Genomic DNA, 24,484 nt, shown 5'->3' with positions numbered 1-24,484 from the left:
TAAAGAAGATATATTATATAATTTTTAGTATTCATACATCCAAATAATAAAAATATAATCATAAAAAATAGTATAAATAACTGATAATCAATAGTTTTTTTATTAAATGTTTTATTCTATTATGATTTTATTGAATATTTTATTTCATTTACTGGAGAAATATTTTAATTATGGATTTGTAAGAAATTTTATAACTCACAAATTCATAGTTGATGCTTAACAAGGATTGCGTTTACTTCTCTATCTGCTTTGACATATCCATGAATTATTGATTGACTACAGGGTATTAAACTACTTACCTGTAAGGGCGACGAGTTTTTTTAATGTTAATTCTTCAAATATTAAGCAGTATGGAAAACTATCTATCAAACAAAAGCTTCAAAGATTATGAAGACATCCCTAACTTGGATATATTCCAAAGGGCAAAGGCACATGAAGAGTACCTTGATTATCTCAAAGTCAGCGGGTATATGAATTACCGATTACTAGTAAACTCAGGTTGTGGTCCAGAAGTCGATTTAGCTGAGGATGGAGATATTAAAAAGGGAAGTTATGTGAGCTTTGTATGCAATGACTATCTGGGCTTTACACAACATCCAGCAATTAAAAAGGCGGCTATTTCAGGAATTGAAAAATACGGTACTGGAGCTGGCTCGTCTCCGCTAATTGGAGGCTATTTTGATTATCATCAGGAATTAGAGGATAAGCTTTCCACTTTTTTCAAAAAGCCTAAGGGTTCTTCTATTGCATATACTACTGGTTATACTTCTAATAGTGCGTCCTTGCAATGTTTGTTAAAACAAGAAGATATCGCTATCGTGGACATGGCTGTACATGCTAGTGTTTACGAAGGGATACAGGGAACCACGGTCAAGCGTTTCTTACATAATAATCTGGATGCCCTAGAGCGTATACTCTCAAACGTCAAGGATAAATACAGAACTAAAATGGTCATAGTTGACGGGGTTTATTCTCAGGATGGAGATTTAGCTCCCTTAAAAGAAATTATTACCCTTACGCATCATTATGGAGGAGTAGTACTGGTAGATGATGCTCATGGTATTGGAGTAATCGGTAATACTGGGCGTGGGGCGATGGAGTACTTTGAAGTGATGGACAAAGTAGATATCATTACTGGAACATTCAGCAAGACATTTAGTAACGTAGGAGGTTATCTGATAGCAAATCCTGAACTGATTTCTTACTTACAGTTTCAATCCAGACAGTATGCTTTTTCAGCGGCAGCGACTCCAGCTATTTCAGCGGTAAGCAGGGCTATTGACCTCGTTGATGAAGAGCCTCATTGGCAGAAAAAGTTATGGGAAAATATAACCTATTACAAAAAGGGTTTAACAGACTTGGGATTGGATATTGGTACTACAAATTCTGCTATCATCCCTGTAAAAATCGGAGATGTACAGAAAAACTGTGAGGCGGGAAAGTTACTACTAGAATGCGGTATTTATACTAACCCCATCATGTATCCTGCGGTATCACTCAAGGACTCACGAATAAGAATGAGCTTGATTGCCACCCATACCAAAGAACACCTAGATAAAGCACTAAATGCGTTTGATTATGTCAATAAAAAGTTGAACATTGCGAAATCTATGAAATAAAAGCAATGGGCAAACAAAAAAACACAGATTCCGAACAAAAGAGTGAAAAGTCAAGAAAAGTAACGGCTGGTCCCATCAGGGAGAAGGCTCGATCAATAACAAGATTAGTAGCAGCAGTAGGAGGGGTTATTCAAAAGAAAGGATATACTGGTCTGACTGGACCAAATATAGCCAAAGAAGCTGGTTTAGATAAAAAGCTAATCTGGACCTATTTTGGCAGTATAGATAATCTGGTGGAAACCTATATTCTACAAAGGGACTTTTGGAATATGGCTGACCAGAAAATTATTTCGGAATTACTAAAGAACCCAGAAAACATCGGGAAAAAAGACATCACAGCCTTGCTTCATGGGCAGTTGGAGCGGATGATGAAAGACAAAGTGCTACAACGGATTATTCACTGGGAAATTGGAGAAAAGAATAAAACACTTCGTAAGGTAGCAGACGAAAGAGAGAAAATAGGAGAGCATTTATTTGAGATTATCGAACCAGACTTCACAGACACTGGCGTGGACATAAGAGCTAAGCTAGCTCTTCAGATTGCGGGTATTTATTATCTTGTCCTTCATGCCAAGTATAATGGCAGTTTATTTTGTGGTATAGATATTAATAAAGCGACGGATTTGGAACGTTTACAAAAAGCAATACAAGATAATGTAAACGCCATGTATGATGAGGCAAAAGTGAATAAATAGCTTTTATGCTTTTATTCACAATTATCCTTTTTGTTTAATTATGAATGAGCCTTATGAATTTCTATATGACTACCCTCCATTAAGCATTCAGCAGGCATTGCCTGAAAGTTGCCTTTATTCTTTTGCCAAGGCTCAAAAGTCACTGTACACCTTGTTTGATTCAGCAAGTTTGATAAGCCAGAGACTCAATTTTCGACCCTTTTACATTGAGCTGCTGGAAGTGAATAATGATTTGCCTTTCCGAATGACTTATAAGGTTACTGAAAAGCAGCACTTCTTATTTTTTGTACTACATGGCAGCATAGATTTCACGGATACCGAAGGACTTTTTATCTCTCATGCCAGACAAGGGTATTATGCGATGACTTATAACGACATAGGTCTATATCGGGTAAAGATGCCACCTGGAAGAAACATCGTCTTATGTATCTCCATATTGCCAGAATGGCTAGCATTTGTGGCTAAAGATTTACCCGTTTTAAAGGAGTATCTAACTACATTGGAAGCAGGAGTATATCCAAACGCCATGCTGCCCTATTGTCAAATGGATTTACATATACAAAGAAGGCTCAAAACGATTTATTCTGAGATTTCAAACAGTGTCGGCTCTCTTGACGGCTTGCTAAGACTACAACTTTCACGAATATTGGAGCGGTATAATGAACTAGCTGAGCAGCAGCTGAACAGTATCTCTTACAAAGTAAAGAATTACCTAGACAGACATTTCTACGATACAGATCTTAATTCCCAGCGAGTGGCTGATTATTTCGGAAGAACCGAACGTACGCTCAGAAATCATTTTAAGGCAACTTTCAATATTACCATACGAGATTACTACACTTCGTGTCGCTTACGTCAGGCTTTAATATTGATGAAAAGCAAAAACCTACCAGTGAGCGATGTCTTTTACCAAGTTGGATATAATGATGAAAGCACCTTCAGGTATGAGATGAAAAAGTACAAAATACGGATGGCATAAACAGCAAATACGTGTATCAAAATACAAAGAAAAATGATTGAAACGGAATAAGGTGAAAAATTGGAAAGGAGGGAGGCTGATTCTCCTAAAAACCCTTCCAATATTCTGTTTCGTATATGAAGGAAGGTTATGAACTTTGTCAGGTAAAATTATTACCAATATGAAGATAAAGCTTATACTCCTGATATTGTTGACACTTTGGATACCCGTGACGGTCGATAAAGTTATGGATTTTGAAATCTTTAAAACAGGCATTCTCAAACAACCCTTCGATGATACTTTCGGGTATCTTCTTATCTACGCCCTGCCTTTGCTGGAAGGGCTTACCATCCTATTTCTTCTTATCCCACGGATGCAATACTATGGGATGTTGCTTTCGCTAGGCTTGATGTTAGCCTTTACGACTTACGTAGGTCTTGCGCTAGGCGGAGCCTGGGAAGAACTTCCCTGTGGATGCGGATCTGTAATTAGTTGGATGAACTGGAAACAACACTTCTGGTTTAACCTATGTTTTACGGCTCTTAGCGGATGGGGTTTTTATTTAGTGAAACTAAAGCGAGGCAGTGACGCAGGAGGCGTTACCGCTGAGGGCGTGCCGGCCTAATGGCTAAATAAATTTTCAAACCTTATAAATTCAAAAATTCATGAAAAATTTAATGAAGAAAAACCTCGTGTTTGTTTTTGCCCTATTTGTAGCGACAAGCACCATGTCCTTTAAATTGGCAGAGCAAAGAAATGTAGTCGATTATTGGTTTGCTGTAGATGTTGATGGTGACACCATTATAGGTTCTACAGATGCCCCATCACCAGTTGATGACTGTAATGAAGAAAACTCCTCAAACCTTTGTAAAATTCGTTTGAATACATCCAGTGCGCCTGCTACAGTAACACAAGCCAACGCATCTAACCTCGTTACAGGGGATGCTCATAGAACACCTTGATTAAAAAAACCGGTGCTTCTATTTTAGAAGCACCGGGTATCATATTTATCTTACATTCTGAGTAATGCCACCCAGATTAATCACATTATCAGGGATAGGCCAAGTATATAAATGCTCTTGCTCAGGGGATAATTCAAATTTCTTATTACCCAGCACCCTAACAATCGTTTTTGCATAAGGAGCTTCTGTTCTTAACCTTCTCAAATCGCTCCATCTTACCCCTCTGAAGATAAGACTCTTACGTCTTTCATTTAAAATCTCCGTCAGGATATTCTTTGTATGCTCCATCGTTTTAGGTTCATAAGCCCCTTTTTGATAGCGATGTATTAGCAAGTTATTAAGATCCCTCAGTGCATCTTCATGATTTCCCAATCGCTCATTGCATTCCGCCCTAATGAGATAAACCTCATCAAGGGCAGGAAAAGGATTGTAGGTCGCATAACCATTGTAAGTTCCTTTAAAGACATAGTATCCATTTGATACTGAAAAATAAGTAGCCACTCTTAAATCTCCAGCCTCGTAGGAGCGTAATAAAGTAGTATCTATTTTTAGAAAAGAAGCAAATGTCTGCGTCCTAATCATGGCATCAAGCAAAGGCTGTTCAGTATTGCCACGAGCATACAAGGGAAAAGGATAATTTAAACGGCTATTTACCTCACTGTAGGCTATTAATACATCTGAGATAGACAAACACTTCTCCGCCTGCACTTTGGCCAGTGCATAATCTTTCATTTGCAAATACGTTCTCGCCAGTAGGGCATACACCGCTTGCTTAGAAGGACGGGTTTTCTCCTCAGCCAAGGCAGGCAATAAGTCCCCAGCCTCAGTAAGATCCTGCACAATTTGTTGGTAAGTATCTTCAATGGTTGCTCTTGTATTGGGCTGATTAATATCCGATGCAAGCCTAATCGGAATTCCCATTTTTTGATTAGCCGTCTCCTTTTGGTAATCATCACAGAAAATCTGAGCCAATTGGAAAAACTGCCATGCCCTCCAAAACAAAGCCGTTCCTTTTATCCTGTTCCATTGCACCTCATTTTTGTGATTTCGTTCAAGCTTAGTAATGCTTTCCAACACAACATTGGCATAGAGAATTTTCTGATAGGCATTATTCCATCCAGGACATTGCTGTCCTTCGTAGATGTCTTTAGCCCATACATAGCCATTTTTTTGATAAGGGTTGGTCAGTGAATTCCAATCTGTTTCATTCAAATAGTAATCATCCGTCCCTATTTCACCCATGATTAATAAAGCATTAGCATTGAGCAAAGTAGTATTGTCCATTAAAGCATCTAAGTCTTTTAAGGTAGTAGGTACAGCCAGCTTACGATTAGGTTCAATTTCCAAGAAATCCCCATAGCAGGCAATCATCAAGAGGCTGAGTACACAGTAGCCGAGACCATGTAGCATTGAATATATCTTTTTCATGTTGATAAAATTTAAGTTTACATGTCCATTTTAAATCCCAAAGAATAAGTTCTGATAGGAGGGAAGTCTGAAGTCGGGAAATCTGGGTCTAAGCCTACTTTATTGGCACGCCATAGTATACCAACGTTATTTATATACATGAAAACCGATACATTGCTGAGTCCTAGCTTAGGAGCCGAGAACTTGTGACTTAGGTTGATGTCTTTTAACCTAAGATGCGCTCCGTTTTCAATAAGCGTTTCATTACTTAAATAGATATTATCACGAGTAGTATTAGCCGTAAGCGTAACTGCTGGAACTGAAGTCTGTAATTCATCCCCTGAAGATCTCCATCTTGCTTCATAATCCCGATGTCCCCCACCATAGTTAATCAGATTAGAATAATTGATACTACTTCTTCTGAACTGATAGCCAGCTTTATAAACCACATTAACACTAGCACTCAATCCTTTCCAAGTAAAAGTATTTCTGATACTACTAAAGAATACCGGCACAGTAACACCCATTTCCTTGAGATTTGTTTGCTGTAATGAAGCCCAGTAAGCTGCATAATTTTCGCTCAGCGTACCAGTTTTGCTATCATACACCTGCATAGCACCCGTAGTGGGATTTAGCCCATACCAAGGCAAAGCATAGAGAATATCCACAGATTTACCTTGCGTTGCAGGCGCACGCCCAGCGTTTGAGGCTGGAAGAAAAGAAAGCAAAGTAGGCGCTTCCGCTGCATTGTATTTGGTTACCTTGTTCTGTGTCCAAGAGGCAAGCAGCACCGCTGACCATTTAAACTTACCCGTAGTAATAGCCCCATTGATTTCTAAATCTGCACCTTTGGTGAGCAGGTTGGCATAATTGATTCGGTTGTCGATGGTATATAACCCAGAAGCAGACTGAAAAATACCCGTCGTAGGATCCAGAAAATCATAACCTATCAGGTCTATCCCAGCTTTTTCATAATACTCCAGACTTCCTCTAATCCTGTTATGAAAGAAAGAAAAGTCAGTAGCCATGTTCCAGACCACTACTTTTTCCCAACGTAAATTAGGATTGCCGGTAGTGGTTATACGTGCATAAGGATAATTAGTAATGACACCAGATGAAAGAGAAATATTAGGAAGCGCACTTACTTGCTTGTTGATATTTCCATTGACCCCATACGTAGCCCTTACTTTTAGTAAGTCAATAGATTCAATATCTGACATCCACTCCTCTTTGATATTCCAAAGCAAACCCACCGACCACAGGGGAACACCCTTTTGGTTAGTGGCTACGCCAAAAATATTAGAAGCATCCCACCGACCACTGAGAGAAAGCGTATACTTCTTATCGTAAGTATAAGCCAGATTAGCAAAGTAAGAGAGATAACGGTCAGTCAAATATCCAATATCGTTGACAGGAGAAGGTATTCTCCCTGATGAAATAGGGCGTAATTGATAACTCGTCTCATAATTGAGGTAAGGAGCACTGGTGAGTATTTGGTCATCATAACCATATAGCAAGTATCCTGGACCCGATTGAGAGCGGTCTTGCCTGACTTCTGCCCCAGCCAAGGCATCCAATTGGTGCAGAGGCTGGAGGAGTCCACTATAATTGAGCTGTACTCTTCCATAATGACTATCCCCATTGCTTTGATTTCCCGATAAAATACCACCAGAAGGAATCACACTAGTGCCATTCGCTTGGGTAAATCGGTTCACAAGATCTCTGACGTAATAGGTTTGTGGAGCATAATATTGGCGGGATGCTCCTTGAGCACTCCGAAACTGATATTTTACTTCCAAGGCTAGATCTGGAATCAGTGCATAGCGAATCCCTGCATTCATCCTAGTTTCATTATTTTTGGAAGTTTTATCAGAAAGACTAAGTTCATCAAGGGGATTAAAAGCCCAATTGAGTAATCCCTGAGATTCCGCAGCAGCGATATAAGGTTGGCGGTATTTATACGGAATATAAGTCGGTATTCCATTTTCATCCCTAAGACTTGTATAAGACTGAATCGCACCACCCTCCCGAGGAATGAGGTCAGTTCTCTCTAGTCCGTTATTGTTAAAATGCTGGAGGGCATAATACAGGCTAGTAAAGAGTTCCAGTTTTTGATTGAATCGGTAGGTAAACTGATTATTGAGTGTTATTCTGGAAGAACTAAACCCAACGTTTCCAGAAAGGTTTTTGTCAAAGCCAAGAGAGGTGATATATTTTAGGCTATTGTTTCCTCCAGCAATATTGAAAGCATATTGCTGATTCAGGCTCTTTTGATAAAGGTTAGCAAGCATATCTTTCCTAATGTCTTTCGTGGCTAGATGTTTCAATTGTCGCTCCATTTCTTCAGCAGAAAGCTTTCCTTCTTGTCTGGCAATCTGTATCTCAATCGCCTCAGGCAGTAAAGTCCAGTTATTTTGCTGAAAACCACCCTGCGCAAATCGCAATCGCTGGAAATCTATCAGCTCCTGTGAAGCCATGAAGGAAGGATTATAGAATAGATTTGGCTTTTCACCAACCGTGAAATTCGACTGCAAGCTAACCAAAGTTTTTTGATTATATTTTCCTTGTTTGGTATTAATCACGATGACCCCGTTTCCTGCCCGAACACCCCAAATGGACGCTGCTGCGGCATCTTTCAAGATCGTAATATCCGCTATATCATTAGGATTGATGCTATTAATGTCTCCCTCGTAGGGAAAATTATCCACCACGATTAATGGAGCAGTATCGGAGAAAATGCTACTCACCCCTCTGATTCTAAGCTCTGAGCTAGTTCCTCTAGGTGTGACAGTACTTCTGTAGAACTGAAGAGCGGGTGTAACCCCCTCTAAACGACTGATGATGTCGGGGCTTACACTCCTGTTGATTAGCTCATTACTAATGTGGGTGAATGAACCAGTGGCACGCTCCCGACTGATTTTAGTATATCCCGTAGAAACGACCACTTCATCAAGGGCAAAGGATTGTCTCTGCATCAACAAACTTTCAGGGAGTGAACGGTTATCAACAGCGATAGCCATTGTCTTAAAACCGATACTAGAAATGACAAGGGTATCAACTGGGTACTTACTCATTATCTCAAAAGAGCCCTTGGCATCAGTGAGGGTACCAGTGGCAGCACGCACCAGCCTGACAGAGGCTCCTTGTATCGGGTGAGCGTCTGTAGCATCCAGCACCCTGCTTTTTAAGCGTTGGGCATAAAACATGGCACAATTTCCCACCAATAACATGAACAATAAGACGAGTTTTTTCATTAGCTTGAAGATTATTGATAAGGATTAGATGAATAAATTAAAGATTAGCATATTTGACGATGATGACTGGTATTTCCTGTTCCTGCAATAACAAATCAAGCCCAATCTTATTAAGCTCCTGTTTGATAGCGGGGATGGTCAAGTTTGCTTTGTTTAGTCGAATGGATACCTTTTGTTTAGCGGTAGTCCTATCAATGATAGGATATGGCTGTTGTGCCAGTACTGCGATGATGTAGTTAGTAAGTTGCTCGATAGGTTGGTTCTCCATCACAAAGTAGTTTTCAGCCTTTAAGTTTTCCTCCTTATCAGAAAATCCAGTAACAGATGGTGAACCATCTCGATTGATAATCGCATAACAAGGCAATTTCTTTTTTCCCAATACTGCGATGATACCCTTTTCAAGCTTGAAATAGCAGTTGATGTCTTGTTCCATCAACTGATAGAGTGCTTTTCTTGAAATATTCAGGGAAGAGTCAATGGCTAGTTCGTAGCAGTAGGAATGTTCTTTTAGCCATTGATAGTAGGCTAGGTCATTTTCATAAATACCTGTTTTTTGCTTATGTGTGCCAATCAATTCTTCTTTGAGAGAATCACTTATCTCCCAAACGATTCGGTTAAATCTCCCAGCGTAAGGAATATCGAGTCTGTACATTTCATAAATAAGACTACGGAATGGGACATTGTAAGCCCGAATATTGCTAGCACTTCTGGTAATTCCTCCGATATTGACGTTGATGCGTTTGGAGAGTAGAGACCTTATTCGGGTATCCTTTAGACTACCACCGTTTCCATCCAAAAAGAGAGGAATATCACGGTTAAAACTGACAGGTGGGGAACTGTTTGAAAGTACAAAAGCCTCACCGTTTAATGCACGGTGTAGATTATAGGTATTGGTATATTCTAAAGCAGCAGACGCTCCAAAGAACAGACCATTTCTAATCCATATTTGATGCGGAATACCTGTATGAGGAAAATAGCTTTTTAGTAAAGTGTCTTCCACCACAGTAGGGAGGCTCCAGCCCCTTTTACGAAATAGAGGAAGAACTTTACTGCTGTTTTCGTAGGTGACAGGCAGGATTACCACTGCCGAGCCAAACTGCTTTTGCAGAGAATCTAGCTTATTGAGTGATTTAATGCAAGGTGCGCACCAAGTAGCCCAGAAGTCTAGGATGATTAGTTTATCCTTATACTCACTGAGTTTCAGGCTTTGTTTGCCTTGGGGGTGATTAGCCAATTTTAGGGACAAGTTCCAAAGCTCAGGTGGGATATTGTCTCCCACCTTAAGAGCCTGAGCGGTTAGATAATGTACAGATATGAAAAAGTAAAGGCATAGCAATGCCCTTACGCAGGTTTTTGCGTTCATGGGTTTAGTTTTTAGATGAATGTATTAAAACATTAAAACAATAGCGTGAAAGCCACCTTATACAGGAGCTTTGATGATGTTCTTGTAGCGCTGTTTAGGGCATGCGCTGACATCAAGGCTGAACAGAGCCTTAGCATGATTGGGATAAAAAAAGAAATGTTTCATAACTCGCACCTATTTTACGAGTCTCTTGCAGAAGGCTTTGAAAGCAATATAGCACAGGGCTACTACCCACCGCACAACAAGCTTCCGACGGCTCCCAAGAACGGCGTAGTGGTAGAGCCCATGCGCTATATTGCCAAATGTAGGCAAAATATTGACATGGGCATTAAGTCTACCATCTCGTCTTGGTCAAATTGTCGGAATTTGTCGTCGAGACTCTTTAGTTTAATGCCAAAAATCATTACAAATATAAAAAAATAAATTAAAAGTCAACATATATGTTGACTTTTAATTTATGAAGAATTGTCAGTTTGCATCATGATAAAAGAAACATCTGAACAATTCAAAAGAAAGCTTGGTATTAAAATTGCTAAGCGAAGAGTCGAACTTGGGCTTACTCAGGAGCAATTAGCCAATAGTATTGGTAAAGATAAACAGTTTATAAACCGTTATGAAAATGATGGTGCAAATCCTACTGCGTTTGTTCTTAAACAACTTGCACAAGTTTTGGAAATAAGTGTTGATGAGTTATTGGATGTCTGAAACTCATTTATATTTATGCAAGCCTTGCAAAAATTGTTAGTCTATTTGACCAATTAAATTTAATGTAAGAGAATTATTAGGAATGAATAGGGAAACAACTAACTTAGCAAGTAAAATAAATAGCACAACAGTAAAAAAAATACTACATCAATAGTACATAGTACTATGATAAATATGTATAAAAGATACAAAAAGCACTACAAAAGTTTCGCATATTAGCGAGTAAGGCGAAATGCAGTAAAAAAGTATGACAAATCTTTCGTAAAGACACTTTGTTCAACATGTGTTGGCAAAATAAACAGCGATACTATCTACTTCGCCAATACTAACATTATCGGTTATTTTATTATGACTACAATAGCAGAAAATAAAACAATAGCAGACGAAATCAATCGCTGTTTGACAGGACATAAACTAACTTATAAACCTACTTTTGATTTCAATGATTTTATGACGACTGAAAATATAATAACAAATCTTTTAGCAACAAATAAGTTGACCGATTTGATTTTGAAAAATTATTTTCAGCAAAACCCAATTGGCGAATACCATCATTTCACAGACCTTGCTGCATTTGAGAGTATTTTGACTAATAAAAAATTATGGCTCTTTAGTGTGAAGAAAAGGTTTGGAGAGAACGAATTTAAACCATTTTACAAAGCCCACCACATGGATGGATATGAATTGCGACAAAACAGTTCAGGCGTTCCAATGGAAAATGAATTAGTGGAAAATGCTTTCTACGCATCTTTCACGAATGATAGATTAAGCACTGACGCTGAAACTTATATGTGGGATTACTTCGCAAAAAAGACAGGTGTGCGACTAGTATTTGAGGTCAATGAAGTAAATACTGACTTTAGGCAAATTTATTATCCGGATAAAGCAACGAGAACAGATATATCTTTATTGACAGATTTAATTGATATTGCAACACGCAGAAATAAGTATCTAATTATTGAAAGAATAGCAACCATTGGTTTTTTTTATTTACCCTGCGACTATAAAATAGAACAAGAGTATAGACTTCTTGTGAAAAGAGAAACAGGAAACGATTTCGGAATGAAGTTCGGGACAAAAGATGGACATGAATACATGGAGTTTCCGTTTAACACTTCTAATCCTCTTGCACAATTCAAACTCAAAAAAGTCATATTTGACACAGGTACTGACATAATGAAAGCTGAACAAATAATTGCTTCAAGCGAATTTGTGAGTATCCCGACAGAGAAAAACAACCGCTAATAATTAAGCAATCGAGATGGTTGAAAGCCAAACCATGAAGGAATGGTGTACGGCTAGTCTTAAGCTCAAACTCTGGTAGTGATTGGTTTCGGTGGTTTCTTTTGTGGAGTTGTCGTTCGATTTGAAGATTTTGGAAGAGCAGGTTTTTGCCTGCTTTTTTTGTTTTTAAGGTTTGTTTATCATTTATAGTTATAAAGTAAGTCTTTTGAAAATTGTTAGTCCGTTTGACCAATTAAATTTAAAGTAAGCATAGTTTTGGGAATTAAAAGACAAATTATTATTTTAGATTATAGAAGTTGTGATTCCAACAATACAAAAAGTACGACATCTATATTTCAACATAAAATAAGAATAACACAAAACAATATAAAAAGTACTACAAAACTTTCGCATATTAGTGAGTTACCTGCTATGCGACTGAATTACGAATGAATCCAAATAATAAAAACCATACATTATGAAAGACAAAACTATTGACGATCCATTTTACTTTCAGATTCAAAGAGAAATAAATAGAATTGAAAGTAAGGCAGACACATATACTTGGATGTTCTACCTGATACGGATTACACAAATTATATTAACTAGTGCGATTACATTCATCTCCGGTTTGGCTGATACTATTTGCAACTCTTCAGCTTGGACTCTTTTTATAGGAGCGTTGGTAACAGCTATAACGGCTATTGACACACTATTTCAAGTTGAAGCGAAAAAGAATACTTATAAGTTAGTACTATTTGAACTAAGAACAATTAGAGCAGAATTTGTTTATAAATTTATTCAACTTAGCAAAACAAATGACTCTAAGTTAAAGGAGGAAATTCTTCAAAAATTCAGAGAGCAGCTGTTTGAAAAATATCGGAATGCAAATTCTTATGCAAGAGATTTAATAGGGACAGATACAGAAAAAGAAGCCAAACAAAACGACAACAATGTTGAAGCAAAAAATGACATTGAAACAAATGAACATCCAGACAAATGATTAAATAACAAAAAGCACAGCAGGTAACACGGGTAACTGTTGCACAACCCACCTCAAACTAGTCGTAGGTTATTTCCTACGACTCAAAATGTTAAAGAGCGTCACGCTCGTATAATGTATCAGGGATAAATATTCCTTTTGCCTTGCAACATTTTAATATATTCAATAAGTACTTTTGGGCGTGAGGCTCTTCCTTGTTTTAGGTCTTAGTATTTCCTAAGACTAGTTTGGGAATAATACAAAAAGTACTACAAAACTTTCGCATATTAGCGGATTATGGACAATTTTTCAGACCCTAACAATGAATCAAAACTATGCTATTAAACATTGGTTGACGACTTTGTTGCTTGCACCATTTCTTCCTTCTGTTTATCAGTTAATATTCAAACCCATTTCTGGACAAGTAGTGGGACTGCTTGAAGTTTATCCAATAACATTGGTGTTTTCATTCTTCTTTTCCTTACCGACTTTGTTTATTTTTTTATATTCAAAAAGCTTATCAAACAAAATGTAAATCCAGTTTTGACAAAACTTATTTTAATCAGCTTGACAGTTATAGGAATTACAACGACAATATTATTAATTGGAGGGTCTTTATCGCTGACACTAATTTTCGCTTTTTCATTAGCAAGTATTATTGCAGGTTGTATTTTTAAAATTAAAAAGCAGACAGACTCTAACAAATTATCAACTAATGTGTGACAAATGTTTTAACGCAGAAATAAAATCTTTTCCTACACAAGCAGAGTTTGAAGAGTTTGACTTAGTATTGATAATGAAAATAGCAAATGACAAGAGCATCAAAACGGGAAAGTTTGTAACCACAGCTTGGAAAGATAGAGGCTATCATATTTATGAGTGCCTTGTGTGTGGACAAGTGTGGAAACGTTCAACACCAGACTATTCAGATAGAGGCTACTTCTTACGGTTGACAAAATAAACCAACCTACAATACCTACCTAGGCCTTCGTGGTGGCTGCAAGCCAAACTATGAAGGCATGGCGGACGGCTAGTCTTGAACTCAAGCTCTGGTAGCGGTCGGCTTCGGTGGTTTCTTTTATGAAGTTGTCGTTTGATTTGAAGATATTGGAAGAGCAGGTTTTGTCTGCTCTTTGTTTTTGGTCTTCGGGTGTTCGAATTTTGTCATCTTAAAAATAGTTTGTAATTTATACAAAGATGGAACTTTGAGAAGTAAAAGCTAGACTAGCCGTCTGCCCAGGTTAAGTTCAATACAACCATTAGTGGCTACTCTATAGAAACCCTACTCAAATTAAAGAGTTGTGATTACTAAAACCACAACTCTTTACAGCTATAACCTATTGACAATTTTTAGGCATTATTGCCACCATCCACATTAATGGTTGCTCCTGTAATAAATGATGCTTCAGGACTTGCCAAAAATGCCACTACGTTAGCAATTTCATCTGGGTTGCCATAACGACCCAAAGCAATTTTGCTTTTCATGCTTTTTGCAAAGTCTGTATTGTCGGGATTCATATCAGTAGCTGTCGGACCGGGGTTGACAGTGTTTACAGTAATTCCTTTTTTGCCCAAATCCCATGCCCATGCTCTGCTATAACCTGCGATGGCTGCTTTTGTTCCTGCATAATCAGAAAAACCAGCAAAGCCCCCCGCTTTTTCGGCAAGGGTAGAACCAATAGAAATAATTCGTCCATTATCAGAAATATATTTGGTGGCAGCACGAACGGTGTTGGTAACACCTGTTAGGTTTATAGCAATAAGTTTGTTTACTTCTGTAAGGTCGCCTTCGTGGTGGTCAACGGGTTTATAGGTGGATACGCCTGCACTGTTTACCAAAATATCCAAACCCCCAAATACTGAAACAGTTTGCTGTAAAGCGTTCTCAACTTCGGTTAGGTTTGCACTGTCGGCTTTTATGGCAAGGGCTTTTCCGCCTGCGGCTTCAATTTCAGCAACCAATTCATCTGCTTTTGTTTTTGAACTGGCGTAGGTAAATGATACCGATGCTCCTTGTGTTGCTAATTTTTTCACTACTGCCGCACCTATTCCACGGCTACCGCCTGTTACAAATGCGGTCTTGTTGTTTAATGTTGACATCTTTTTAGTTTTTAATTTTGTTGACTATAATTTGATAAGGTTTAAAGTTGGTAATGAGCCGCCAGGGAACTGCTGTAGTTTTCCACCTTCATTCAATCGTCCCAAATCCACGCCTGCAAAGCCTATGCGGTTGAGGATGCCTGTAAGAATGTCTTTGGCATCATCGTCATTTCCCGAATAAAAAATTACTCTGTTGCCTCCGTTGGTTTGCGGATTGGCGACTAAAGTTTGCGGTTGCAGCGTATTGAAAGCCTTTACTAATTTTGCCCCTTTTGCCCACTCACTTACCACTTCGCTGGATGTTTTTCCATACAAATCTGCCAATACAAAACCTGGTAAAATGGGGTTTGTGGGGTCTATTACGATTTTACCCTCTAATGATACAGTTGTTAAAACTTGCTGTAAATGCTGCCATTGCAGAGCGAGAAATATAACGTCAGCTTCGGCGGCTTCTTTTACTGAGCCTGCTGTTGTGTTGCCTCCTATTTGTTTTACTTTTTCTTTGAGTGTATCAGCCCCACGGCTATTGCTGATGACCACTTCGTAACCTGCTGCGGCTACTTGTTTTGCGAATGCTGTACCGATGGCACCGGTACCAATAATTCCGATTTTCATTGCTTTTAAATTTTGATTTCCTGAAATATTTTTTACTTTTGTTTCATAAAGATACTATCAATAGTTTCTAAAATAAACAAAAGGAATACAAAACCAGTTACTTTGAAGTAACTACAAATGAAATAAGCTGTGAGAGACGAAAGATTTTCAGCCGCAGAATGCCCGATGACAAGGGCTATGGCAAGTTTAGGAAGTAAATGGAAACCCATTATACTGCATAGTATTCATAGCCGAAAAGTGCGTTTCGGACAGTTGGATGCTATCATTCCGTTGATAACAAGAAAAGTTCTGACACAGCAACTGAACGAACTGGAAGAAGACGGAATATTGTTGCGTGAAGAGTATGCCGAACTACCACCACGGGTAGAATATTCGCTTACCGAAAAAGGGTTGGCTTTGTTGCCAATCCTTAAATCTATTTGCGACTGGAATGTGATTTACGAAAACACAAAAATGTGTGATTTGAAAAAACAACAAAGAGAAGCTGATAAGCAAAAAAGAAAAAAAGCATCGGTTTAAGTACGCTTTGCTAATCATTCAAAAATATCTCTTATCACTATCTCTTTGTCTAAATCATTCAACAAGTCATGGTAATGCCCTTTATATAATTTAAGCGTTTTATCTTTTGAAAAAGTATTGTCATGAAAGTATTGACTTCCCCCAAACTAGTCGTAGGTTGTTTCCTATGACTCAAAATGTTAAAAATCGTCCCGCTTGTACAATGTATCAGGGATAAATATTCCTTTTGCCTTGAAATATTTTAATATTCTCAATAAGCCCTTTCTGGCGTGAGGCTCTTTATTGTTTTAGGTCTTAGGATTTACTAAGACTAGTTTGGGAATAATAGAAAAAGTACGACAAAACTTTCGCATATTAACGAGTTATGCGTAACCATATAAAAACAGACTGCAATGTTCGGACTATTTAAAAAGACAAGTTGGAAAATTGAAGGAAAAGCACTTGACTTTTTTAGAATAGTCTTTTCACAATTACCAGTCGACTTTCAATTTTTAGCGGATGGGCTTGACAATGGACTTTATAGAAGGTTTTATGTAAATCACTCAATGAAAGAACACTTCTATTTTATCGGCTTTGACCCTTCTCAATTCGACAAGTCAATGATTAAAGGAAAGCATTTTGAATTGGGAAATATCCTAATTAAACAGGCCGGACAAGCATTTCCATTAAACATTACAGTTCACGAAGGACTTTGGATAGGTTTTGAATTTGAAAAAAACATTTTGGACTTCAATAACTTTCAAGTTGACTTATCCTCGTTTAAGAAAGATAAAAGCAAGTTTGCCGCAGATACAAAAATTGAAAAACTCGTTAGCGGGCTGACTTGTGAGCAACTTGACCTGACAAACCTTGGAGAGTTTGATATTGACGGAAAGACTTTCTACCAAATAAAAGACCTTGAAGATGGCAACCACATTGCAATTGACAACAAAGGACAAGTATTCGGTCTAATTCACGACCCGTATAAAATTGAACTCATAAATAAATCGGTAAGACAATTTGTTGGCGATGTTAATGGCGGGCTGTTTGACTTTGACAAATATCTAAATGGAAAGAATGGCAACGCATAATAATTAAGCTTTCGTGGTGGCTGAAAGCCAAACCATGAAGGAATGAGGGACACTTAGTCTTGAACTTAACTTGGGCGGTCGGCTTAGTTAGTTTCTTTTATGGAGTTGTTGTTCGATTTGAAGATATTGGAAGAGCAGGTTTTGTCTGCTCTTTTGTTTTTAGGGCTTTAGATGTTCCTATTTTGTTATCTTAAAATAGGGTTTAATTTATACAAAGATAGAACTTTGAGAAGCCAAAAAGCTAGACTAGCCTTCCGCCTAGGTTTAGTTCAACATGGTGTTTTGGTCAAGCGTGGCTGGACAAACTATTTTGAACATTGGTACGTAACTTCAACTAATCAAAAATATCGTCAGTGGTTGTGGGCGGACACAATCCTAAGTCCAAGCCTGCCCAAAGCCCTGTCACGTTAGCGGTAATGCTACAGACCTCATTTTCAACAGGCAAAAAACTCATCCGAAATTTGTATCACATCTTCCGCCATCTGTATATCTAACAAGAGAGTTTAACTTTCCACCTTTGCATCATCATTTAATAACAAAAATTTTAAATAATGAGCAAGACAACAAATACAAAACAGTTATTAGAAACGTTTACGTTTAAAAACGGAATCGAAACCAAAAACAGAATTGCAATGGCACCAATGACAACTTGGGCAAGCAATGATGATTACACAGTAGCTGACGATGAAATAAAGCATTATGAAGCTAGAAGCGGCAACGTAGGCTTGGTAATAACTGGCTGCACCAGAGTAATGGCAAACGGAATTGGCTTTAATAATGAGTATGCTTCTTATGACGATTCCTTTTTACCAGGTCTTAAAAAATTGGCTACTGCTACAAAAAAGGGCGGATCACCTGCCATACTTCAAATTTATCATGCTGGAAACAAAGCAGTGGTGGATCTTATTCCAGATGGTATTGCCGTGAGTGCAAGTGCTGTGGCATTAGTACCATCTGCGTTTTATGCAGGAGGAGTGGCACCACGGGAACTTTCACACGATGAAATTTTGGAAATGATAAAGGCTTTTGGAGAAACTACACATAGAGCAATAAAAGCAGGTTTTGACGGGATAGAGTTGCATGGAGCTCATGGATTTTTATTGCAGAATTTCTTTTCGCCATACTATAATCAACGAACTGACAATTGGGGCGGAACTGCCGAAAAACGGATGAACTTTGCCGTAGAAGTCATCAAAGAAATTAAGGATGTAATTAAAAAATATGCCGACAGACCATTTTTAATTGGTTTCAGAATCTCACCAGAAGAGCCTGAGGGTTATAGAGTGAAAGATACCTTTCCATTGATTGACAAACTAATTGATTGCGGAATTGACTATCTACACGTTTCACTTGCCAATCTGCTTTCTCAAAAACCGATAGATGATGAAAATGGAGAGGCTACTATTTTAAATTTGATACTCAATCACGTTCATCAAAGAGTTCCAGTGGTTGCTGCTGGAGGTATCAAACAAGCTAATGATGCCATAGCGGCACTAATAATGGGATTGTCGTTGGTGGCAGTTGGACATGGACTTATCATCAACCCGAATTGGGTGGAGCTTGCAACAAAAGGAGAAAAAGCGAATGAAATTTTGAGTATGTCTAAGGCTGATGAACTTGCAATTCCTAAAAAACTTCAAGCATTCATCAACATAGCAACCGGTTTTTTTCAGGTAACTGATTAAGTCTTCCTGTTTACAATAATTTAAAATCCACTAATAAAGATAAAAAATGAGTAAGAAAATAACCGTCATTGGAGCAACAGGAATGATTGGTATTCCTGTAACAAAAGAATTGGTAAAAGCTGGTTTTGAAATAACGGCATTGGTTAGAAATATTGAAAAAGCCAAACAAATTTTTCCGACAGGAGTACATTTTGTAAAAGGTGACCTTCAAAATAAAGCGGAAATTTCGGAGGCTTTGGAAAATGCAGATGCTGCCTATATTAGTATTTCAGCATCGCCAAATGATAGCGAAAATGAGTTTAACCCTGAATTGCACGGCTTTGAAAATATCTTATCCGCCTTAAAAACAACATCTGTAAAACAAGTCGGCTTTCTTTCTTCTTTTTTGGCAAGAAACTATGAAGGTAACTGGTGGGTAATGAATGCTAAAAAACAAGCCATCAATAAAATAAAAAAATGCGGGATTCCTTATACAATCTTTTATCCCTCTAACTTTATGGAAAACTTTAATGGCGGAATGAGAGATGGAAATAAAATCAACCTTATAGGAAAATCTAACGAAAAAGCTTGGTGGATAGCTGGCGAAGATTTTGGAAAACAAGTTGCCAAGTCTTTTGAAACAGATAAAGCTTTAAATAGGGAGTATTCGGTTCAGGGGTTAGAGGCTATGACTACCGAAGAAGCGTCAAAGGTTTATGTTGAAAACTATACAAAAGACAAATTAACAATTGCAAAACTGCCGATGGGAATGGCCAGGTTTTTATCATTGTTTATAAAGCCATTGAAATTTGTAGTTCCATTGATTGAAGTAATGAACAACAATAAAGAAACATTTGAAGCTCAAAAAACTTGGGATGACTTAGGCAAACCTTCTATCACATTACAGAATTATGCAAAAGAATAATCTAATTTGCATCAATTATTTTTGAGAATTAGACTTTGATGAACGAGAAATACATCAGACTTATAAAAGCGAAAAATGCTTGATAACATGACTTATGAAACATTATAAAACGATAGGTGAACTTTATAAATCAAACGGATTTCCGCCTCCTGAAAATCCGTTGATGGGCATACTAACTTTTGAAGAGTCTGAAAAATGTACTTTTCTCGAAAGTGAATTTACAATGGCCTTTTATACAATTGCCCTTACAAAATTGAAATCAGGGACATTACAATATGGCAGGACAAAATACGACCATGAAAATGGGTGTTTGGCATTTTTAAAACCACATCAGAAAATAACGATTAATAATATAGAAACAAGTGAAAAAGGCTTTCTAATACATATCCACGAAGATTTTTTTATAGACCATAACCTTTATAAAGAAATTAAAAACTATGGATATTTCGATTACGAAGTGACCGAAGCGTTACATCTGTCGCCAAAAGAAGAAGACATTGTATGGGATTTATTTAATAAGATAACATCAGAGTATTACAATAATCAAGACGAATACAGTAAGGATATTGTGATTACTCATATAGATTCTATTTTAAAATATGCTCAACGGTTTTATAAACGACAATTTTTGAACAGGTCTGTTTTATCAGGTACAATCATTACAAAATTTACTGATGTTTTGAAAACCTATTTTGAGAAAGGTGGTTTTCAAAAAAATGGTTTACCAACTGTAAAATATATGGCTATTCAATTAGCTTTATCACCAAAATATTTAAGCGATGTATTAAAACAAGAAACAGGCAAAACGGCATTAGACCATATACACATTGCTTTGGTAATGGAGGCAAAAAATATTTTGATGAGTACCGACAAAACTGTTGCTGAAACTGCCTATCAATTGGGTTTTGAAAACCCGCCCTATTTTTCAAGACTATTTAAAAAAGAGGTAGGACAAACACCAACAGAATATAGAGAACAATTTTTAGCCTAGGTGAGACAAGCCGACAAAATGCACTACCACTAATAAGGGATTTGGTAAAAGTGGGACAAAAGGAAGTACAATCAACATTTGTACTCCCTTTTGGCTTTTTTCCAGCTTGAAGGAATTCTATTTCCCCCACCTTCGCCAAGCCCTATTCGTTGTGTGCCATTTTGAAAGATACCGAACCACTGAAATTAATCGCTAATTAAAATTATATCTTTTTTACTTTTGGCATCTCTAATTTTCCTTCAATAACAAGTTTTACGAGAAGCTCGCCAGCTCCAATCTGACCTATTTCTCCTAACTCTTTGTCAAAAATTTGGTTAACAAACTCTATTGCTTCTATTAGATATTTTGCACGCACTTCATCAGTTGTTCGGGGAACATTAGTAAAATATTTCACTGCTATATCTTTGAAACCCACCATTGAGAAAATATTATCCCATAAATATTCGATAGATTTATATTGGTTTGCAAGTGATAAATAAGGATCTTTTGAACCAAATGTAAAAAGTGAAAACACTCTCTTATTTTGGAGTAGCCCACCTGTATAATCATAACCAAATCCTGTTATAAAGACTTTATCAAAATAGGCTTTCAGAAAACCAGGAACTGAACCAAACCAAACAGGACAGATGGTAACTATTGCGTCTGCCCAAAGAATATTTTTTTGTTCTTGCTGGACCTCTTGGGTATAAGTTTTGGTAACTGTTGCCTTCAAATCCTCAGGACGCATTGTAGCATCAAAATTCATTTTCACAAGGTCGATAACTTTCACATTTGCTCCTCTTTTCTCCATTTTAGGCACAATTGTGTCTAAAATTCCTTTACAAAAACTGCCATCATATGGATGGGCGTAAATAACTAATATATTCATATTTTTAAATTCATTACTTTAAACTTTACTTTTGATAGTTGCAAAACTAAGTAAAGTGACTTACCTTTGCAATAACTATACAAATGGTTAGTAACTATGTTTGAACATAATAATAAGACTTTTCCCTGTGGTACAAGCCTGACAATGAGTTATATAGGAGGGAAGTGGAAGGCAGTAATTTTAATGTATTTAATCTCAAAAAAACGCAGATATAGCGAACTTCACCAAGGAATGAAGACAATTTCTGAACGTACTTTAAGTTTACATTTAAAAGAAATGGAGGCTGATGGACTGATAAAAAGGACAGTTTACACAACTAAACCACCTTTAAAAGTAGAGTATGAATTGACTGAATTTGGTAGAAGTTTAGAACCAATTCTTACAGCATTGTCTAATTGGGGAAGAGACTTAGCCGAAACGAAAAATTTAGAAAGTATATAAACGAAAAAGGTAAAAATCCTAACGGCTAATAACTAAGCCTCCGTGGCTACAAGCCAAATCATGAAGGAATGAGGGACACTTAGTCTTCAACTTAACCTGAGCGGTCGGCTTTGGTGGTTTCTTTTATGGAGTTTTCATTTGACTTGAAAATTTTGGAAGAGCAGGTAAAACCTGCTCTTTTTGTGTTACTATAGTTATACTTTCCCCTTTTATATGGATAAATAAATTTACTAGATTGCTTATTAAGAATTGAGACAAGGCTCATCAACCTACCATCACTTGCCTCATCAACATCGTGAACTACCAATCCTGTAATTGGGTAAGTTGCTGTTTTTCTACTCTCTGCTTTGAGTGTTGGTATTTCAAAAATTATCTAAATAAAGATAAGTATTTTTCAAAGGCATAAATCCTATTGCGATTTTGCCCTGTAAATTCTCTAAGAATCTTTTCACTCTCAAATGCTTGTACTAAATCATTGGCTGCTTTGGGGCTTAATCCACAAATTTTCTCTATCTCTTTGACTCTGATAAATGGTTCGTTGAATAATGATTTTAGTAATACTTGCCCTTTGCTACTTCTTTTACCCATTTTTTCAGATACTAAATGTTCACACTCGTTTTTCAATTCTAATATCTTACTCAAAGTTTCACAAGCTTGCTTGGCTGTTTCTTCTAGACCTACCAAAAAATATAGTAACCAATGTTTTAAGGTATTTTTATCACGTACTCTCGTGAGGTTGTCATAGTATAAGGTTTTGTCTTTTTCAAAGAAAACGGATAAATAAAGCAATGGCTTATCCAACATTCCTACACTTACCAAATAGAGCGGTATCAATAGCCTCCCTATTCGTCCGTTTCCGTCCAAAAATGGGTGAATTGTCTCAAATTGATAATGAGCAATTCCTATTCTAATCAAGTAAGGAACGGTAATCTCATCGTTATGCAAAAAGTTTTCGAGGTCGCCCATGAGTTCGTTTACATAACTGTGTGCTGGAGGAATAAATACTGCATCGTTTAAAGATGCTCCACCAATCCAGTTTTGTGAATATCGAAATTCGCCAGGTTGCTTGTGTTCGCCTCGTACTCCTTGCAACAAAGTAGCATGAGTTTTACGAATCAGTCTCGATGAAATGGGTAGAGTTTTTAAATCTTCAATAGCATCGTTGAGTGCTATGGTATAATTATTAACTTCTTGCCAGTCGTCTCGTCGTTCGGGCGAAATGTCTTCAATAGGCAATAGTGCTTCATCAATTTGGGTTTGTGTACCCTCTATTTTACTTGATAGCACGGCTTCTTTCATAATGTGCATGTGCAAAAACAAGTCTATATTAGGAACAAGCCTTGCATACGAGTTGAGTTGCCCTATCTGCAAAGATGCTTTTTCAAGTAAATGATTCAAATTGGGGTCGTCCCATAGCCATTGTCTATTTACTTTCTCTGGAATAAAGTATTTATAACCAGTACCAGTACCTTTGATTCCTGCTATGTATTCATCTAAGTGAAGTGTTGATTCCATGGTGTCTTTTGATTTATTTAGTTCTGTACAAAAGTAAAAGATGTTTTTCATTATTTTACTTTAAATGATAAAAGTAAAATAAGATTTTCATTATTTTACTTTTCTAAAATAAAATATACTCTATTTTACCTTTAAAACCTTCACACTACCACCTGCCCATTCATCAACATCGGTAATAATCAATTTCATAATTGAGCGATTTGCTGGTTTTCCTATCAAATCGATATTTGGTTGGCTAATATAGGCGTGAGTAATCCTCTATATATTTCTTTGTTTTGTTGTTTGCAGGGATAAATATTCCTTTTGCCTTGTAAAATTTTAATATATTCAATAAGCTCTTTCGAGCGTAAGGCTATTCTTTGTTTTAGGTCTTAGGAAATCTTAAGACTAGTTCGGGAATTGAAAAAGATGAAAAGTCTATCTTATCGAAACCTCACGAGCAAAAGAAGGGTACAAATTTATATTCAAAAGCTATCCATAGTTAAGTTATAGCGAAAGAACGTTAAACAGGAATTGGTAAAATTTGGGGTAAGATAAGTATTTAGAGTATCTATTGCCTTTTAGGAAAACAACTTTCATTGATAAGATTTAGCCCTGTAATATCCAT

At 37.2% G+C, this 24,484-nt stretch carries 21 protein-coding genes and 1 pseudogene; 14 read left to right on the top strand and 8 right to left on the bottom strand.

What is annotated here, in order from left to right:
• Positions 1-350: 350 nt before the first annotated feature.
• From VB798_RS21845 to VB798_RS21825, 5 genes are all read left to right on the top strand, one after another.
• Positions 351-1,619 (top strand): aminotransferase class I/II-fold pyridoxal phosphate-dependent enzyme, encoded by a 1,269-nt coding sequence (locus tag VB798_RS21845; RefSeq protein ID WP_323689369.1) that lies wholly within the window; start codon positions 351-353, stop codon positions 1,617-1,619.
• Between the two features lie 5 nt (positions 1,620-1,624).
• Entirely contained in the window at positions 1,625-2,314 is a 690-nt protein-coding gene (locus VB798_RS21840; protein ID WP_323689368.1) for a TetR/AcrR family transcriptional regulator, read from the top strand.
• A 40-nt stretch (positions 2,315-2,354) separates the two neighbouring features.
• Positions 2,355-3,293 carry a helix-turn-helix transcriptional regulator gene (locus VB798_RS21835; RefSeq protein WP_323689367.1) on the top strand — a complete coding sequence of 313 codons (939 nt, stop codon included), beginning with the start codon at positions 2,355-2,357 and terminating at the stop codon, positions 3,291-3,293.
• Between the two features lie 160 nt (positions 3,294-3,453).
• On the top strand, positions 3,454-3,897 hold the full coding sequence (locus tag VB798_RS21830; protein WP_323689366.1) for a MauE/DoxX family redox-associated membrane protein: 444 nt from the start codon (positions 3,454-3,456) through the stop codon (positions 3,895-3,897).
• Between the two features lie 103 nt (positions 3,898-4,000).
• A complete protein-coding gene (locus VB798_RS21825; RefSeq protein WP_323689365.1) occupies positions 4,001-4,234 on the top strand; it encodes a hypothetical protein in 234 nt (77 codons plus the stop codon).
• A gap of 45 nt (positions 4,235-4,279) precedes the next feature.
• Here the strand turns inward: VB798_RS21825 and VB798_RS21820 are convergent, their stop codons facing one another.
• The 4 genes and pseudogenes from VB798_RS21820 to VB798_RS24395 all read right to left on the bottom strand — a co-directional run.
• Complete coding sequence (locus tag VB798_RS21820; protein WP_323689364.1) at positions 4,280-5,662, bottom strand: RagB/SusD family nutrient uptake outer membrane protein; 1,383 nt, start codon at positions 5,660-5,662, stop codon at positions 4,280-4,282.
• A gap of 17 nt (positions 5,663-5,679) precedes the next feature.
• Positions 5,680-8,895: a SusC/RagA family TonB-linked outer membrane protein gene (locus tag VB798_RS21815; protein WP_323689363.1), complete on the bottom strand. Its 3,216-nt coding sequence runs from the start codon at positions 8,893-8,895 to the stop codon at positions 5,680-5,682.
• Between the two features lie 37 nt (positions 8,896-8,932).
• Positions 8,933-9,895, bottom strand: coding sequence for a hypothetical protein (locus VB798_RS21810; RefSeq protein WP_323689362.1), 963 nt, complete (start codon positions 9,893-9,895; stop codon positions 8,933-8,935).
• Between the two features lie 12 nt (positions 9,896-9,907).
• Positions 9,908-10,258: pseudogene (locus VB798_RS24395) on the bottom strand (TlpA family protein disulfide reductase); the annotation flags it as partial.
• Between the two features lie 480 nt (positions 10,259-10,738).
• Between VB798_RS24395 and VB798_RS21805 the strand changes: the two are divergent.
• The 3 genes from VB798_RS21805 to VB798_RS21795 all read left to right on the top strand — a co-directional run bounded on the left by VB798_RS21805 (position 10,739) and on the right by VB798_RS21795 (position 13,190).
• The gene (locus VB798_RS21805) at positions 10,739-10,963 is read left to right on the top strand and encodes a helix-turn-helix domain-containing protein (RefSeq protein ID WP_323689361.1); all 225 of its coding nucleotides are present in this window, start codon (positions 10,739-10,741) and stop codon (positions 10,961-10,963) included.
• A gap of 348 nt (positions 10,964-11,311) precedes the next feature.
• A complete protein-coding gene (locus tag VB798_RS21800) occupies positions 11,312-12,208 on the top strand; it encodes a hypothetical protein (RefSeq protein ID WP_323689360.1) in 897 nt (298 codons plus the stop codon).
• A 457-nt stretch (positions 12,209-12,665) separates the two neighbouring features.
• Positions 12,666-13,190, top strand: coding sequence for an SLATT domain-containing protein (locus tag VB798_RS21795; RefSeq protein ID WP_323689359.1), 525 nt, complete (start codon positions 12,666-12,668; stop codon positions 13,188-13,190).
• Between the two features lie 1,329 nt (positions 13,191-14,519).
• Here the strand turns inward: VB798_RS21795 and VB798_RS21790 are convergent.
• Both VB798_RS21790 and VB798_RS21785 read right to left on the bottom strand, forming a co-directional pair.
• Positions 14,520-15,269: a 3-oxoacyl-ACP reductase family protein gene (locus tag VB798_RS21790; RefSeq protein WP_323689358.1), complete on the bottom strand. Its 750-nt coding sequence runs from the start codon at positions 15,267-15,269 to the stop codon at positions 14,520-14,522.
• 24 nt (positions 15,270-15,293) lie between these two features.
• Complete coding sequence (locus tag VB798_RS21785; protein ID WP_323689436.1) at positions 15,294-15,911, bottom strand: NADPH-dependent F420 reductase; 618 nt, start codon at positions 15,909-15,911, stop codon at positions 15,294-15,296.
• 102 nt (positions 15,912-16,013) lie between these two features.
• Here VB798_RS21785 and VB798_RS21780 point away from each other — a divergent pair, with 102 nt between their 5' ends.
• From VB798_RS21780 to VB798_RS21760, 5 genes are all read left to right on the top strand, one after another.
• Positions 16,014-16,403: a winged helix-turn-helix transcriptional regulator gene (locus VB798_RS21780; protein WP_323689357.1), complete on the top strand. Its 390-nt coding sequence runs from the start codon at positions 16,014-16,016 to the stop codon at positions 16,401-16,403.
• 392 nt (positions 16,404-16,795) lie between these two features.
• Positions 16,796-17,473 (top strand): hypothetical protein, encoded by a 678-nt coding sequence (locus VB798_RS21775; RefSeq protein WP_323689356.1) that lies wholly within the window; start codon positions 16,796-16,798, stop codon positions 17,471-17,473.
• Between the two features lie 551 nt (positions 17,474-18,024).
• Entirely contained in the window at positions 18,025-19,158 is a 1,134-nt protein-coding gene (locus VB798_RS21770; protein ID WP_323689355.1) for an NADH-dependent flavin oxidoreductase, read from the top strand.
• A gap of 46 nt (positions 19,159-19,204) precedes the next feature.
• A complete protein-coding gene (locus tag VB798_RS21765) occupies positions 19,205-20,062 on the top strand; it encodes an SDR family oxidoreductase (protein WP_323689354.1) in 858 nt (285 codons plus the stop codon).
• Between the two features lie 94 nt (positions 20,063-20,156).
• The gene (locus VB798_RS21760; protein ID WP_323689353.1) at positions 20,157-21,053 is read left to right on the top strand and encodes a helix-turn-helix domain-containing protein; all 897 of its coding nucleotides are present in this window, start codon (positions 20,157-20,159) and stop codon (positions 21,051-21,053) included.
• A gap of 202 nt (positions 21,054-21,255) precedes the next feature.
• Here VB798_RS21760 and VB798_RS21755 read toward each other — a convergent pair whose 3' ends face one another.
• The gene (locus VB798_RS21755; RefSeq protein ID WP_323689352.1) at positions 21,256-21,921 is read right to left on the bottom strand and encodes an NAD(P)H-dependent oxidoreductase; all 666 of its coding nucleotides are present in this window, start codon (positions 21,919-21,921) and stop codon (positions 21,256-21,258) included.
• Between the two features lie 144 nt (positions 21,922-22,065).
• Here VB798_RS21755 and VB798_RS21750 point away from each other — a divergent pair, with 144 nt between their 5' ends.
• On the top strand, positions 22,066-22,362 hold the full coding sequence (locus VB798_RS21750; protein WP_323689351.1) for a winged helix-turn-helix transcriptional regulator: 297 nt from the start codon (positions 22,066-22,068) through the stop codon (positions 22,360-22,362).
• Positions 22,363-22,731: 369 nt separating this feature from the next.
• Here VB798_RS21750 and VB798_RS21745 read toward each other — a convergent pair whose 3' ends face one another.
• On the bottom strand, positions 22,732-23,877 hold the full coding sequence (locus VB798_RS21745; protein WP_323689350.1) for a Fic family protein: 1,146 nt from the start codon (positions 23,875-23,877) through the stop codon (positions 22,732-22,734).
• Positions 23,878-24,484: the final 607 nt, after the last annotated feature.

It is taken from the genome of Arcicella lustrica (assembly GCF_034930985.1).
Taxonomy (GTDB): domain Bacteria; phylum Bacteroidota; class Bacteroidia; order Cytophagales; family Spirosomataceae; genus Arcicella; species Arcicella lustrica.
The sequence above is the reverse complement of the archived record's forward strand: the minus strand, read 5'-3'. Positions and strand labels throughout refer to the sequence as shown.